Here is a 14,652-nt window from a genome sequence, read left to right as displayed (position 1 = left end):
CAAGTCTAGTAGCTTTTTCTTTTGTTTAATCTATTTATTTTTGATAGAACGACCAAGATAGCATTAAAGTATTATTTATCTTTAGGACTGATTGATTGTCGATAGGAACAGAGTGAATGTAGTTAGAAACATGCAAAATAACATTAGAGATCAAAAATAAGATGATTTTTTGTCATTAGTATTCTGAATCATGTACAAAAAATTTTAGCTCATTTATAATTGTAAGAATTGAGATAAGGAAGCTTTTGCGTGCGCGCAAAAGCATCTTTTTAATATCATCTAGAGTTGAAATATGGTATTTTCTATATGTACGATTGGAAAAGCTATTGGTGTGAAGTTAAGGAGGATTTACATATGTCCGATGAAAATAGAGAAGAGTATCAGGCTAAAATCGAAAGCTTAGACAGGAGAGGTTCTGGTCAAGCAGTGGTTTGGCGGGAAAATGAAAAAGGAAATCCGAAGAAATTAAAATTAGTCGTTCCGCAAACTATTCCTGGTGAAGAAGTGAAAGTGGACGCTTTGTATCCAACTAAAAAGTGGAGCAAAACAGAACTAAAAGAAGTGGTAGAAGCAAGTTCCGAACGTACGATTGCGCCGTGTCCTCATTTTGATATATGCGGCGGGTGTGTTTGGCAGCATTGGGAATACTCAGGACAGTTAAAGCATAAAACTGAATACGTTAAAAGAGCGATTGAGAGTCAAGGTTTTGATCCTGAACTCGTGAAACCAACGATCGGTATGGATCGTCCGTGGGATTACCGTAATAAGATGGAATTCACTTTCTCACCTGAAGGTAACATGGGCATGCATGAACAAGGTAATTTTAGAAATGTCTTTGACCTTGAAACCTGCTTAATCGCAAGTGATGATATGGTCAACGCATCGCTAGAAGTCTCCAAGTGGGCTAAAGACCATGACCTAAAAGGTTACGAGAAAGAAGCACACACTGGTTTATTACGACATTTAATGGTTCGCCAGTCCTTTACAACAGGTGAAATCATGCTAGCTTTAATTGCAACTCAGCCACCGAGCGGTGAACTTAAAGAAGCTGTAAACGACTTGGTTGATCGAATCAGTCCATATAAAAAAGTCAAAAGCTTAATGTGGTTAGAAAATACGCTTTGGGCTGACCGGGTTGATGCAGAAGCAATTCATGTGTTAGCAGGTCGTGATTTTATTTACGATGAAATTTATGGTTATCAGTATCGCTTATGGTACGATACATTCTTCCAAACAAATCCGACTCAAGCTAAGAAGTTAATCGACTTAGCATTAGAGATGGGACAACCTAAAGAGCATGAAACGATGATTGATTTATTTTGCGGAGTTGGGACGTTCTCATTACCATTTGCGAGCAGAGTTAAGAAACTTGCGGGTGTTGAAATCGTTGAAAGCTCTATTGAGTCGGCGAAACGAAATGCTGAAGAAAATGGCATTGATAATACTTATTTCTTGGCGCAAGATGCACGAAGAGGAATCGACCATGTATTAGAAGAATTCGGTCAGCCTGATATCTTATTATTAGATCCACCACGTTCAGGTGCAGGTGGAAAAGTTATGCGCCGAATTGGCCGTTCAAAGCCGAAACGAATTGTCTACGTGTCATGTAATCCAAGTTCATTTGCGGAAGATGCTGCTGAGTTAAGGCAGTTTAACTACGAACTAAAATCTGTGCAACCAGTAGATCTGTTTCCTCATACGGTGCATGTGGAATTAGTTAGCATTCTTGAATTAAAATAAATTATTTATTAGAGCATCATAGACGGATTAAGTCTATGATGTTTTTATATACGCGCAGGGTTTTATCATATTGAATTAAATCACTACAAGTGAGTTGATCAAGAATTTATGACAAAGAAAGACCAGAAGTCTTGAATAAGAACTATGCTGTTCTAAATATTTTAAGCAAATCTATTTCTAATCCTGTAAATATAAACGAACTAGCTTTCTCGTCATTTTTATATGTTTTGTATTTTTAATATTAAAATTGTCAAAATGATAAATCATAACTTCTTGGTTATCAGGGTTTACGATCCAATACTCTTTTACACCGCATGACATATAAAGGTTTAGTTTAAAGATTAAGTCTTTCTTTTGAGTTCTCTTTGAAAGTACCTCAACAATTAATGAGGGGACTCCTTTATAATAATCATCTTCTCCAACATGTTGATAAAGATCGCAAATCACCATTAAATCAGGCTGAACCATATTCTTTTCTTCTGTTGATTGCCTTTTGACTTCAATATCAAATGGCGCGACAAATGGTAAACATTCTCCATTATCAAAATAAACTGAGAACATCGTCAGTAATTGAGTAACTGTGTATTGATGAGCAACTTTAGGTGAGGCAAGTAAATAAATGTCACCATCAATATACTCATATCGTCTGTCAGAATCATGTCGAAGCTGTAAGAATTCCTCATATGTAGCTTTATGACCAACTCCATACAATGGTAAATTCTCGTGTACTATCCCTTCAAAATGAGACGATAGCCTTGCCACTTCAACGTCGTCTCGTGTAATAATCACGTCTTCTGTTGAAGCTAACTTTAAATACGTTATAAAGTTTTTCTGTAACTCTTCAACAGTCACTCTCATCACAGCACCTAATTTATTAAGATTAATTTTATTATACAAAGTTTTAATTGTAGCTACCATATTAAAGTACATACTAATTTTACTTAACGAAAAAACAGCCTCTCCACATCTGGAGGGGCTGTTTCGCATTACTCTTTCTTAGATTTTTCCTCATCAATCGGCAAGAACTCAAAAATTTCACCTGACTCAATGGAATCGGCCAGTCGTTCTAGCCAGTGGCAATATTTACGATAATCTTGAAGCTGTTTTAAATCGAGTTCGGCGCGTTTTTGACCTCATCATTGGCCTTCTCATCGTTAAGAACTTGATTAAGTTGATCTTCAGCATGATCAATAGCAGATAGGTTAATCTTAGCTTCGCGTTCCCACTTATCTCCGAAAAAATGCGAGAAGTACTGGAAGAAATCCTTCTCAGCAGTAAATAAATCCTTGCGAGAGCCTCGTTTCCAAACCTTCTTAACAATATTAATTTCCTGCAGCTTTCTTACAGCTGTACTCATACTTGGTTTACTCATGCCAAGATCATCTTTCATATCATCCAGCGTTTGTGGGTCGTGTTTGAAATACATCGTTGCATATAACCGTCCGATGGAAGGCGTCACTCCGTATAAGTCCATCGTCTCGGCGATCGCGTCAATGACAGCCCCTTCAGCTTCTTCAAGCAATTCTTCACTTCGATTGGTTTGATCGCTCAAAGTCATCCCTCTTTTCGTTATTATGTTTTCCAAGTTTTGTTCATTTAACATGTTAAATATAATTTTAAACTACTTTAATTGTAACTATAAACTGATTGTCAGTAAAAGTCAAAAATTAATTTTTATGCAAAAGTCGTTGGTTTACAAAGCATTTTTGCTATGGTATATTAAAATTATTAAATACGTTAAAAAATAATTTAACAAATAAATTTAGGAGGCTCATTCATGAAACAGATGTTTATTAATGGTGAATGGACGGACGCATTGAACGGAAAGACGAGAGAGATTATTAATCCATATAACCAAGAGGTAATTGAGGTAGTTGCTGAAGGCAATGAAGAAGACACCAAGCAAGCGATCAAAGCAGCTCGCGAAGCTTTTGACCATGGTGACTGGAAATCTACGACTGCTACGGAAAGAGGCGAGAAGGTACTTCATATTGCTCAGTTAATCGAACGTGATAAAGAGGAACTAGCCAAACTCGAATCACTAGATACAGGAAAAACATTGACAGAAAGCCGTGAAGATATGGACGATATCGCAGGGGTTTTCAGATACTTTGCAGGTCTTGCAGACAAAGATGGTGGAGAGATCATCGACTCGCCAATTCCGAATAGCCAAAGTAAAGTCGTTCGTGAGCCAGTGGGTGTATGCGGTCAGATCACACCTTGGAACTATCCACTGCTGCAAGCAGCATGGAAAAATTGCCCCAGCACTTGCAGCAGGGAACACGATCGTGATGAAGCCAAGCGAAATTACGCCACTTACAACGATTAAAGTAACAGAACTCATGGAGGAAGTTGGTTTTCCAAAAGGTGTTGTGAACTTAGTTCTAGGTGAAGGCGCAACTGTTGGTAACGAGCTAGCTGTGAGCCATGAGGTTGACCTGATTTCATTTACAGGCGGCATTGATACAGGTAAGAAAATTATGCAAAATGCAAGCGGCAATGTGAAGAAGATTGCGCTTGAACTAGGCGGTAAAAATCCAAACATCGTCTTTGCAGATGCTGACTTTGAAACAGCAGTGGACCAAGCGTTAAACGCCGTCTTCTTCCATGCTGGTCAAGTTTGTTCAGCAGGTGCGCGCTTACTTGTTGAAGATTCGATTCATGATGAGTTTGTCGAAGCGTTAGTTGAACGTACGAAGAACATTAAGTTAGGTAACGGTTTTGACGAAGATACGCAGTCAGGACCATTAATTTCAGCAGAACATCGTGCAAAAGTAGAAGAGTACGTTGAAATTGGCAAAAAGAAGGCGCCAAAGTCTTAGTTGGCGGCGCTCGCCCACAAGACCCTGAACTTCAGGATGGCTTTTTCTACTTGCCAACGATTATGACGAATTGCACATCGGACATGAGAATTGTGCAAGAAGAAGTGTTCGGTCCAGTTTTAACGGTTGAACGATTTAAAGATGAAGATGAAGCGGTTCGTCTTGCGAATGATACGATTTATGGTCTTGCAGGAGCTGTGTTCACAACGGATATCGATAAAGCAGAACGCGCAGCAGCTCAGCTACGTATGGGAACGGTTTGGATCAACGATTTCCACCCATACTTTGCGCAGGCTCCGTGGGGCGGATATAAACAGTCAGGTATTGGACGCGAGCTCGGTAAACCAGGGTTAGAAGAATATACAGAAACGAAGCATATTTTCAGAAATACAAAACCAGAGCCGATTCATTGGTTTAAATAAAAAGAAAAGCATTCAAGGAGGTTTCATAACATGACAGAAAAATTCGATTACGTCGTCATTGGTGGCGGGAGTGCCGGTTCGGTAATGGGTAACCGCCTCAGTGCATACGGAAAAAGCAGTGTATTAATTTTAGAAGCAGGACGTAGTGACTATTCATGGGATTTATTAATTCAAATGCCAGCAGCTTTACCATTCCCAGCTGGCAAGAGCTTATATGACTGGAAGTACGAGTCAGACCCTGAGCCGTATATGAACGGACGCCGCATTAAGCATGCCCGTGGTAAAGTGCTTGGCGGGTCAAGCTCAATTAACGGCATGATCTATCAGCGCGGAAACCCAATGGACTATGAACGCTGGGGTTCAGATAAAGGGATGGAAACGTGGAACTTTGCGCATGTTCTTCCGTATTTCAAACGTTTAGAAAATGCACTAGCTGCTGATTCAGATGATCCTTATCGCGGGTTAAATGGTCCAGTAAAACTTGAACGCGGTCCGGCTAAAAACCCGTTATTCCAAGCATTTTTCGATGCAGCCGTTGAAGCAGGATACAACCGCACGCCGGATGTTAATGGCTACCGCCAAGAAGGATTCGGTCCATTTGATAAACACGTTTACAAAGGGCGCCGCTTTTCAGCATCTCGTGCTTATTTAGATCCAGTTAGACATCGCCGTAATTTAACGATCCGCACACGTGCGTTCGTATCAGGAATCGAATTTACTGGAACGAAGGCAACAGCTGTTAATTACCGCCGAAATGGTAAAGATCATCAGGTTGAAGCAGGAGAAGTGGTGCTTGCAGGTGGCGCAATTAACACACCGCAGCTTCTTCAGTTATCTGGAGTCGGCGACGCTGAGCACTTGAAGTCACTTGGCATTGAGCCAGTAGTTGACCTTCCAGGTGTTGGTGAGAACTTACAAGACCACTTAGAAGCATATATTCAGTACTCATGCCCTGAACCAGTATCAATGCAACCAAGCTTAAACAAATTACGCATGCCTTGGATTGGCCTACAGTGGTTACTTGGACGTACAGGACCAGCCGCAACGAACCACTTCGAAGGCGGAGGGTTTATCCGTTCGAACGAAGATGTTGACTATCCAAACTTAATGTATCACTTCTTACCAGTAGCGGTACGTTATGACGGTCAAAAAGCTGACACGAAGCACGGCTTCCAAGTGCACGTAGGCCCAATGTATTCAGACGCACGCGGATCGCTTAAGATTCGTTCAAAAGACCCGAGGGAGCACCCAAGCATGGTGTACAACTACCTATCAACTGAACAAGACAGACGCGAATGGATCGAGGCTGTGCGCCTAACAAGAAACATTATGGCGCAACCAGCAATGAATCCTTATAACGCAGGCGAAATCTCGCCAGGCCCATCTGTTCAAACAGATGAAGAAATCTTAGAATGGGTAAAAAATGATGCCGAAACAGCACTACACCCATCTTGCACAGCGAAAATGGGACCAGCATCAGACCCAATGGCCGTGGTTGACCCGAACACCATGAAAGTCCACGGACTCGACAATGTCAGAGTCGTAGACGCATCAGCTATGCCATACGTCACAAACGGTAACATCCACGCACCTGTCTTAATGCTTGCCGAAAAAGCAGCAGACTTAATCTTAGAAAAAGAACCACTCGAAGCAGAACATGTTGATTATTACCGCCACGGCGTCGATTCACCAGACGCAGGCGTGGTGACAAACTAATTACCCCCTTATTTATATATAAAGATGAGCATCGATTAGCTAACGCTAGTCGATGCTCATTCTATTATATGGCGATTATCGGCCTCTTTTTGAGGTTATCGGTCACTTTTTGGAATTTATCGATCACTTTTCAAAATATATCGGTCATTTCTTAAAGTTTATCGGTCACTTACGAATCTATTAAATATTCACTACTTCAAAAATGCCACTCAATTATTATTCAGCTTAAACGTCTCACTCTCATCATCCCACTCAATAGTTATCTCAACTTCATCATTTTCATAAGTGACAGCACAACCTGAACACGAACTTAACTTTGAATTCAGAACACCTTGTTCCAATGTAGTATTGGTCCCCTCAGCCTCTCCTGAACTTTAAACAATTCGATAGTCGATGCGTTCTGGCGCCTCGCCCTCACCAATGTATTCGACATAAAGTCTATTCGTTTCTTGATCATCACCCTTAACGGTTGCTGTGTATTCTACTAACCAGTTGTCTGATTCATTTTGAAAAGTTAATTCCTTTGAATCTTCTATACAGGCAGTTAGAACCAATAACGTAAATAGTGCTAAGATTACCCCTTTTATCTTCAAGTTGATCCCCCTCTAAAATATAGTCCATATACAAGAAAAGAATCTATATTTCCTGCGTATATACTATGTTCAAAAGTTATTAGGAATAAATATGGTAAAATAAGTTAAAAGATGTTGTTCTTCTAATGGCAGTAATGTTGAATAAAGTTTATTAGATTGGAGGGTGAGTATGTTTGTAAAAGTTTATCAATATCATATTCAAAAGGATAAAGTGGATGAGTATTTAAGTATTCAAGAAAGAGCATCAGAGATTTATGGAAAGTATTTGGATTTTAATACTGTTTATCTTCAAAGCAAGGATGATAGTACGAAATGATTGGAAATTTCAAAATATAAGGATAAGGATGACTACCAAATAGCATTGACTTAATTAACACAGAGAAAGAAATACAAATATTATTTGGTGAATTTCAATCTTTATTAGTTAGTGAGAAACAGGAGATAATAGAGGAAAACTTTTTAGAAAAGAAAATAATAAATAATTATTAACAAATTCCCTTTTTACTGGGACAATAGTTGAACAACAAGATCAATAGTAAGCTCGTCTTTTTCTTAGTAAAAATATCTGAATATTATGTTAAAATTATTTAAAGAAGGTAAAGATTGGGTTAGTGCTTTGTGTATTCCTTACAATGAAAGGAGTAGATATTCTGTGGAGAATAGTAACAAAGGCGCAACCATGCCTAGAGTCGTTACTCGAGAGGAATGGGAGAAAGCACGCAAGGAACTCTTGGCAAAGGAAAAAGAACTCACTCGCGCAAGAGATGCACTAAATGCCGAGCGTCGTCGACTTCCAATGGTCGAACTTGATAAAGAGTACATCCTTGATGGAAAAGATGGCAAAGCAAAACTAATAGATTTATTTGAAGGGCATAGTCAGCTCATCGTTTATCACTTTATGTTCGATCCAAGTTGGGACAAAGGGTGTGAAGGCTGCTCAATGATTGTTGACAGCATGGGACACCTAGCTCATTTGCAAGCCCGTGATACTTCATTGATATTAGTATCCCAGGCTCCATTTTCCAAAATTGAACCGTTTAAGAAACAAATGGGTTGGAACGTACCGTGGTTTTCATCGTATGACAGCGATTTTAATTATGACTTTGAAGCGACATCTGATGGGGTACAGCATCAAGGGGTAAGTGTATTCTTACGTGATGGTGACAAAATTTATCATACTTATTCTACATATTTACGAGGTGTTGATATACTCTTTACTCCGTTCAACTATCTTGACCTGACACCATTTGGACGTCAAGAAACTTGGGAAGACTCGCCTGATGGTTATCCGCAGAAACCTCCTTATGAGTGGTGGCGCCATCATGACAATTATGATCATTTGCAACATCATCATTCTTGTTGTCATTCGCGAAAGGGAAATTCATAATATTTCCTATAAAAGGAATCAACCATCATATAGATTATAATGAAAAGTTGCTTCTAAAGAAAAAAAGTGATAAATAAGATTCGGGCTTGCCAATGTTTTCAATCATATGCCTACCACAAATACCGCGCGAGATAGTATAGAGAAATAATTTATAGAGATACCCTATTAAGATTCCTTTTTGTAGTTATACGTTGCTCAATTGGCAAACAGAAACTAATGATGCACTAGTGAAAGAAATTATTACTGCAAATGAAGAGGAATCATATAAGATAGGGCAAACGAATGATGGAACAGAATCAAACCTTCATACAACAGCTCGTGAATTTGCGGAATGGGGAAATTTACATCTAAATAAAGGGCTCGTGGAAGGTAAACAAATCGTTCCTAGGGAAGTAATAGAATTAGCTACTCAAATTAAGAGTCCGATCTATAAGAATATTAATCTGCCAAGAAATGGTCTGTTTTGGTACGCTCAAGGTACACCCAGCATTCAAAGTGAGATTGGTGAGAGAGTCCCTAAAGGGTCTTATCAAATCCTTGGAATAACAGGCCCGACTCTATTAGTGATTCCAAAATACAACCTTGTTGTAGCCAAAATGTATAATAAACGTTATAACTATGGAGGTGATCATTACCTACATTATTTAAGAGAGTTTAGTAATCTAGTGGCTGATATATTTAAACCTTAAAATTAAAGGGAAGTGTTATTATTAAAGCTATTATATTTGATTTTGATGGTACTTTAGCTGATACGCTACCGGTTTGTTATTATGCGTTTCAGGCAATATTTAAGGAATTCGATAATGTTGAACTTACATCTGAAGAAATAAAAGTATGTTTGGTCCATCTGAAACGGGAATCATTAGAGAGAATCTTGTTAATACAGATCATGACAAAGCAATTGAGCTCTATTATGAAAAATACAGTGAAAAACATCACGAACTTGTCTTTAAGAATGAAGAGATACAACTGTTGCTACATCAATTAAGTACACAAGGTTATAAATTAGGAATTGTAACTGGAAAAGCGAGAAGAAGCTTACTCATATCTTTAGATCATCTAAAAATGAATGATTTATTTGACGCCATTATCACAGGTGATGATGTTATTGATCCAAAGCCCCATCCAGAAGGGTTGAAAAAGGCATTAGCGTATCTAAACGTCGATCACACAGACGCCATGTTTATAGGAGATAGTGAAGCGGATATTTTAGCGGGGAAACAAGCTAACGTACATACAATTGGAGTGCAGTGGTTATCAACTTATCAAACACTAGAGTTTAGTACTAAGCCAGACCAGATATTTAATCGTGTGGGAGATTTTACTAAGTCAATTCAGAAGATATAATTCGAAGCGTATAAAAAACTGGCCTCACAGCACGTGAGGCCAGCTCTTTATCTATTACTCTTTAGTCCATTCATTAATTAACTCTTGGTTTTCGTTAACCCATTTTTCAGCACCTTTAATAGGTTTTTCTGCGTTTTCAACAGAGTTGATTAATTCACCGATTTGCTTGTCTGTCATTTTCCAGTTCTTGAAGTACTCGCTAACTTTTGGATATTCATCCGCAAAATCAGTTCTTGTTGCGTGGTGGATCTTCTCAACTCCACCGTATACTTTTTCGGATCTTCTAGGAACTTAAGGTCATATTCAGCGAAAATCCAGTGTGGACTCCAAAGTGGCGCAACAATTGGTTCTTTATTTTTAACTGCTTCACCAATTTGAGTGATCATTGCAGGCTCAGAGCTAGATGTTAACTCATAGTCAAGATTATAATCTTTAATTAATTCCTCTGTCACTTCCATCGTACCTGCACCAGGGTCAAAGCCGATAATTTGGCCATTAAACTTGTCTTTGTTTTGTTTAAGTCTTCAATGCTGTTAATATCTTCCATATAAGTTGGAACAACAAGTCCTACTTTAGCATTGTCATACCAAGTAGCGTCTGAGAAATTAACGGTATCTTGATATTCTTTTAAGTAATTCTTATCTTGAACAGGTAGCCAAACTTCTAAGCTTACATCTAAGTCGCCACTTTCTAACGCTTTCATCATCGTACCCATATCAAGTAATTGTAACTTCACGTTGTAGCCTTTTTCTTCTAGAATCACTTTCCACATGTTTGTAACAGCAATGTTCTCAGCCCAGTTAATTTGACCGATTGAAATCTCGTCCTGGTTTACTTCTGAACTAGACTCCTCACTGCTTCCGCCGCAAGCTGCTAATGTAACCACAACTAGCAATGCAATGCTAAGCCCAAGTATTTTCTTCCAACTATTCATAATTAAAAAACTCCCCTTTTTTTAATTTGTTGTTATTTATTTAAAATACTTCAAAACGTTAATTTGTTTAGAAATATTTTAATAAAAGTTTCAAATAAAAACTCATCTCTAACCAGAGATCAGTCACTCGTTACTATAGACATGACTTATCATGATGACTGATGTATGACACTTTAGTGTGAGTCATGCCTGAATCACATCTACTGATTATAATAGTGATTCGGCTTTAATTCAACATAACCAAACGTTTGGTAAGTTTGTTAAATTATTTTTAAACGTTTTTGTACAGTTTTTATGTTAACGTACTGAGATTTAATGTCAAGGGTTAGGATGAATTTAAATTCAGTATAAGTTCATATCAAAAAATACCGAAAATTATGATAAAGTTAACTTAAAATAGATTATATTAGAAGGAATGGTTAATTTGAGCCGTGGCGAATTTATTCCACTCTTTGGATTCGACCATCTCATTTATATAGCCGGGCTAATGTTAATAGGCTTTTGTCTGTTTTTCTTTCGCCATAAAATAAAAAGAAACGAACACTCATCACGATCATCATTCTCATCTTAAGTCTCACGCAGCAGGTGCTACTCTACGGTTCATACGCAGTCATCATGAATTTTGACCTATCCGAATCATTGCCACTACATATTAGCCGCATCAACACAATTTTAGGCATCATTTATTTAATCACCAAGAATGAAAAGTTATTCAAAGTCCTGTGCTTTTTTAGTTTGTATGCGTGGACCAGTTTTCTGTATCCAAGCCGGGTATACGGCATCAGTCATCCATTAGGTATAAGCTTCTTTGTCAATCATGTAATTACATTGTTATTACCTTTTTACGCCATGATTTCCTATCAAGCTAGAGTTAGGTTAAACGATAAATACCTCTCATTCTTATGGTTTATCGTTTATCTTATGGTCGTTTTAATGGTTAACCCATTAGTCGATGGCAATTATTTTTACTTAAAACATAAACCAGTTTTCCCTAATTTGACTGACTGGCTTTACATACCAGGCACACTAATTGTTACGTTCATCTTATTTGGGCTCGGGGAGAAGCTGTATTTGACTGTTCAAGACCGGTTAAAAATTCCTTCAAAGGAGTGATAAAATGAAGAATCTTAGTTTGATGTTTATTTTCTAGGCGTATTGTTAATGGCGCTTAGTGGATTAGAAAAAGTGATCATATTTGCATCATTTAACGGAGAAGTTCACGTGATGCAAGCTGTTAAAAATCTAACTCCAGACTATATCTGGAACATAACCAATATAACGTTTTGGTTAGGGCTGATTGGATTTTTAATTGGACTGATATCGTTTTTTCTGGAAAAGACATTGCGGAAAGGTGGAAGGAGTTTTAGTTACACTTATTGATAGGAGATGATCAATATTAAAAAGGTTGCATTAGTTCTTATCAGTCTTGCATGGATTGTGGTCGGATGCACTTCACAAGAATCAGAGATTCAATTACCTGAAGATGCACCTGAATTCGTAGAGAAGAGCCATTTTGAGGAAATCGATTGGGAGAATAAAGCTGTAAGATTTCAAGGCAATATCATCGGAAATAAAAATAAATCAGGAGTGATAGGTGTTGACATGCCGAGTGTTAATCAAGGTCAGAAGTGGATGTGGCACCTCTGGGGAATTGAAGAACCTCTAGCTGTTGATTTAACGGTGGTAGGTATGCACAAAGCAACAAAGAAGTACACCAAGTGCTGACAAATGGGTGGACGATTGGACTTGCGGGCGAGAATAATGGAGCGGATGCACATTCACCGTCGTCTGTTAATCTACCAGAAGCGGGAGTGTGGGCTATACTGCTTTATACAAACGGTGAACTATTCGATACGTTGATTTATGAGATAGAAAAGTAAATTTTTCTGATAAAGCACTTTATTAGGAGAAACAGTTCTGGACAAAAGGAGTCAAATTTAATTATGAAAAAGAAGATCTTAATAGTAGAAGACGACAAAGAAATAAGTGAACTTGTTACAAGCCATTTAGAACAAGAACATTTTACAGTGATGACTGCTTTTGACGGGGAAGAGGCGCTTCAACTTTTTCAAACTACACAAATTGACTTAGTACTACTTGATTTAATGCTCCCGAAGCTCAATGGCATGGAGTTTCTGAGAAAAATTAGAGAAACAAGCGTTGTTCCAGTACTTATTATTTCAGCAAAAGATAGTGAGTTCGATAAAACGTTAGGTCTCGGTTTTGGGGCGGATGATTATATCAGTAAACCATTTTCCGTAATTGAACTGACAGCAAGAGTTCAAGCTGCTATTCGAAGAGCAACACGCTATGTTTCTGCAGGTGGAAATTCATCTTCAAACATGATTCAATTCAAAGCCCTGACACTTAATTTAGAAACCTTTACTGCACAAGTAAACGGGAAAAATATACAGCTTACCTCTAAGGAATTTTATATCTTAAAGCTTTTTATGATGAATCAAAACAGAGTATTTACAAAAGAGCAACTATATGAGTTGATTTGGGAAGATGATTACTTTGGCAATGAGAATGTGATTAATGTTCACATTCGTAGATTACGAGAAAAAATTGAAGAAGATCCCTCAAAACCGAGTTACATTCAAACGGTTTGGGGGATTGGCTATAAATTAGGGGAGTAACTATGAATTTTTTACTATTTTCAATTATAGTAGTTTTGCTGATCATTATTGGTGCTCAATATTTATCAAATAAACAAACCAATATGCAGCTTATTCAAATACGCGATAATTTATCTCATATCGTTGAGAAGGAAACCTCTGAAAAAGTATTTCTTCAAACAAATAATCACTCTGTTCGAGACATGCTTATTCAAATTAATCGTCTGTTAAGCTATAACCAGAAGGTGGCTGCTGACTTCGCAAGAACAAACGAAAGTTTAAGAAAGATGATTTCAAATATGTCTCATGATTTAAAAACGCCTTTAACCGTTATTTTAGGATATGTCGAGAAATTAAAACATGATGACAACCTGTCAGAAGAAGAGCGAAGAGAACTCGTTGGTCGTCTTCATGACAAAATATTAAGTGTCATCGATTTAATGAACCAATTTTTTGACCTTGTCAAACTTGAGTCAGGTGATGTTGATTTTCCGATGAGTCGTTTATCGATTAACGAAATTTGCCGGAAGAACGTATTAGACTTTTATCATTTAGTGCAGTCAAAAGGTCTTCAAGTTAAGGTCGATATTCCAGAACAGGATTACTTTATTCTCGGTAATGAAAATGCGTTGAATCAGATTCTGAACAATTTAATATCTAACGCAATTCGTTACGGTAGTGATGGTGACGTGGTTGGGTTAACGATTCGAGAACAAGGCGAAAATATAGCTATTGATATTTGGGATCAAGGTAAAGGTATAGCTGAAAAACATCAGAACCGTGTGTTCGAAAGGCTATATACCCTAGATGATGCGAGAAATCCTGAATTTCAGGGTAGTGGTCTGGGCTTAAGTATTACGAAACGTTTAATAGAGGAGATGAACGGTGAGATTAAGCTAGTTAGTAAACCGTTCGAAAAAACGGTATTCACATGCATTTTTAAGCGGGTAACATATTAGAGGTCTCAAAGAGGTGTTCATAAAGAATTACCTCTTTTCTTTATGAATAAATAATAAACTTAAGGAATTTGTAAGGAACAAGTAAGAAAAAAGTTGTTTTTAACCATTATGATT

At 37.8% G+C, this 14,652-nt stretch carries 15 protein-coding genes and 4 pseudogenes; 15 read left to right on the top strand and 4 right to left on the bottom strand.

The genetic code is table 11. The features are described 5' to 3' along the window. Positions 1-354: 354 nt before the first annotated feature. Positions 355-1,740: a 23S rRNA (uracil(1939)-C(5))-methyltransferase RlmD gene (rlmD, locus tag JCM13188_RS08225; protein WP_054753379.1), complete on the top strand. Its 1,386-nt coding sequence runs from the start codon at positions 355-357 to the stop codon at positions 1,738-1,740. Between the two features lie 177 nt (positions 1,741-1,917). On the opposite strand, the gene JCM13188_RS08220 is transcribed toward rlmD, so the two are convergent. Next, on the bottom strand, positions 1,918-2,658 hold the full coding sequence (locus JCM13188_RS08220) for a Uma2 family endonuclease (RefSeq protein WP_279401579.1): 741 nt from the start codon (positions 2,656-2,658) through the stop codon (positions 1,918-1,920). 68 nt (positions 2,659-2,726) lie between these two features. Beyond that, a pseudogene (cudC, locus tag JCM13188_RS08215) lies at positions 2,727-3,298 on the bottom strand (choline uptake/conversion transcriptional regulator CudC). A gap of 258 nt (positions 3,299-3,556) precedes the next feature. Here cudC and JCM13188_RS18555 point away from each other — a divergent pair. The 3 genes and pseudogenes from JCM13188_RS18555 to betA all read left to right on the top strand — a co-directional run bounded on the left by JCM13188_RS18555 (position 3,557) and on the right by betA (position 6,700). Further along, positions 3,557-4,069 (top strand): aldehyde dehydrogenase family protein, encoded by a 513-nt coding sequence (locus tag JCM13188_RS18555; protein WP_279401578.1) that lies wholly within the window; start codon positions 3,557-3,559, stop codon positions 4,067-4,069. After that, positions 4,032-4,984, top strand: a pseudogene (locus JCM13188_RS20715) (aldehyde dehydrogenase family protein). The gene JCM13188_RS18555 and the pseudogene JCM13188_RS20715 overlap by 38 nt, the downstream one beginning before the upstream one ends. Positions 4,985-5,014: 30 nt before the next feature. Then, positions 5,015-6,700, top strand: a complete 1,686-nt coding sequence (gene betA / locus JCM13188_RS08205) for a choline dehydrogenase (protein WP_054753375.1) — start codon at positions 5,015-5,017, stop codon at positions 6,698-6,700. A gap of 374 nt (positions 6,701-7,074) precedes the next feature. Here the strand turns inward: betA and JCM13188_RS08200 are convergent, their stop codons facing one another. Next, on the bottom strand, positions 7,075-7,293 hold the full coding sequence (locus tag JCM13188_RS08200) for a hypothetical protein (RefSeq protein WP_054753374.1): 219 nt from the start codon (positions 7,291-7,293) through the stop codon (positions 7,075-7,077). Positions 7,294-7,462: 169 nt separating this feature from the next. On the opposite strand from JCM13188_RS08200, the gene JCM13188_RS18540 reads away from it, so the two are divergent. The 5 genes and pseudogenes from JCM13188_RS18540 (at position 7,463) to JCM13188_RS08180 (ending at position 10,027) form a co-directional block, all read left to right on the top strand. Next, positions 7,463-7,609 carry a hypothetical protein gene (locus tag JCM13188_RS18540; protein WP_279401577.1) on the top strand — a complete coding sequence of 49 codons (147 nt, stop codon included), beginning with the start codon at positions 7,463-7,465 and terminating at the stop codon, positions 7,607-7,609. Positions 7,610-7,945: 336 nt separating this feature from the next. Further along, positions 7,946-8,680, top strand: a complete 735-nt coding sequence (locus tag JCM13188_RS08190; RefSeq protein ID WP_369404897.1) for a DUF899 domain-containing protein — start codon at positions 7,946-7,948, stop codon at positions 8,678-8,680. A 278-nt stretch (positions 8,681-8,958) separates the two neighbouring features. After that, positions 8,959-9,369, top strand: a pseudogene (locus JCM13188_RS08185) (penicillin-binding protein); the annotation flags it as partial. A gap of 17 nt (positions 9,370-9,386) precedes the next feature. After that, a complete protein-coding gene (locus JCM13188_RS21780; RefSeq protein ID WP_439646622.1) occupies positions 9,387-9,668 on the top strand; it encodes an HAD hydrolase-like protein in 282 nt (93 codons plus the stop codon). Further along, the gene (locus tag JCM13188_RS08180) at positions 9,581-10,027 is read left to right on the top strand and encodes an HAD family hydrolase (RefSeq protein ID WP_439646621.1); all 447 of its coding nucleotides are present in this window, start codon (positions 9,581-9,583) and stop codon (positions 10,025-10,027) included. The genes JCM13188_RS21780 and JCM13188_RS08180 overlap by 88 nt, the downstream gene beginning before the upstream one ends. Positions 10,028-10,081: 54 nt before the next feature. On the opposite strand, the pseudogene JCM13188_RS08175 reads toward JCM13188_RS08180, so the two are convergent. Further along, positions 10,082-10,799: pseudogene (locus JCM13188_RS08175) on the bottom strand (glycine betaine ABC transporter substrate-binding protein). A 708-nt stretch (positions 10,800-11,507) separates the two neighbouring features. On the opposite strand from JCM13188_RS08175, the gene JCM13188_RS08170 reads away from it, so the two are divergent. From JCM13188_RS08170 to JCM13188_RS08150, 6 genes are all read left to right on the top strand, one after another. Next, positions 11,508-12,074, top strand: a complete 567-nt coding sequence (locus JCM13188_RS08170) for a TMEM164-related integral membrane acyltransferase (RefSeq protein WP_369404904.1) — start codon at positions 11,508-11,510, stop codon at positions 12,072-12,074. Between the two features lie 48 nt (positions 12,075-12,122). After that, complete coding sequence (locus JCM13188_RS08165; protein ID WP_054753368.1) at positions 12,123-12,341, top strand: hypothetical protein; 219 nt, start codon at positions 12,123-12,125, stop codon at positions 12,339-12,341. A gap of 6 nt (positions 12,342-12,347) precedes the next feature. After that, positions 12,348-12,686, top strand: coding sequence for a hypothetical protein (locus tag JCM13188_RS08160; protein ID WP_279401576.1), 339 nt, complete (start codon positions 12,348-12,350; stop codon positions 12,684-12,686). Beyond that, a complete protein-coding gene (locus JCM13188_RS18535; RefSeq protein ID WP_279401575.1) occupies positions 12,680-12,841 on the top strand; it encodes a hypothetical protein in 162 nt (53 codons plus the stop codon). The genes JCM13188_RS08160 and JCM13188_RS18535 overlap by 7 nt, the downstream gene beginning before the upstream one ends. A 63-nt stretch (positions 12,842-12,904) precedes the next feature. Next, positions 12,905-13,600, top strand: coding sequence for a response regulator transcription factor (locus tag JCM13188_RS08155; protein ID WP_054753366.1), 696 nt, complete (start codon positions 12,905-12,907; stop codon positions 13,598-13,600). A 2-nt stretch (positions 13,601-13,602) separates the two neighbouring features. After that, positions 13,603-14,538 (top strand): sensor histidine kinase, encoded by a 936-nt coding sequence (locus tag JCM13188_RS08150; RefSeq protein WP_054753364.1) that lies wholly within the window; start codon positions 13,603-13,605, stop codon positions 14,536-14,538. Positions 14,539-14,652: the final 114 nt, after the last annotated feature.

Source organism: Piscibacillus salipiscarius JCM 13188 (assembly GCF_001311865.1).
Classification (GTDB): Bacteria; Bacillota; Bacilli; order Bacillales; family Alkalibacillaceae; genus Piscibacillus; species Piscibacillus salipiscarius.
Note: the sequence above shows the minus strand (reverse complement) of the source record. Positions and strands in the feature narration are given on the sequence as shown.

Coding starts and splice junctions, on each gene's coding strand:
- rlmD (WP_054753379.1), top strand. CDS start 355: ATGTCCGATGAAAATAGAGAAGAGTATCAGGCTAAAATCGAAAGCTTA.
- JCM13188_RS08220 (WP_279401579.1), bottom strand. CDS start 2,658: ATGGTAGCTACAATTAAAACTTTGTATAATAAAATTAATCTTAATAAA.
- betA (WP_054753375.1), top strand. CDS start 5,015: ATGACAGAAAAATTCGATTACGTCGTCATTGGTGGCGGGAGTGCCGGT.
- JCM13188_RS18540 (WP_279401577.1), top strand. CDS start 7,463: ATGTTTGTAAAAGTTTATCAATATCATATTCAAAAGGATAAAGTGGAT.
- JCM13188_RS08165 (WP_054753368.1), top strand. CDS start 12,123: ATGGCGCTTAGTGGATTAGAAAAAGTGATCATATTTGCATCATTTAAC.
- JCM13188_RS08160 (WP_279401576.1), top strand. CDS start 12,348: ATGATCAATATTAAAAAGGTTGCATTAGTTCTTATCAGTCTTGCATGG.
- JCM13188_RS08155 (WP_054753366.1), top strand. CDS start 12,905: ATGAAAAAGAAGATCTTAATAGTAGAAGACGACAAAGAAATAAGTGAA.
- JCM13188_RS08150 (WP_054753364.1), top strand. CDS start 13,603: ATGAATTTTTTACTATTTTCAATTATAGTAGTTTTGCTGATCATTATT.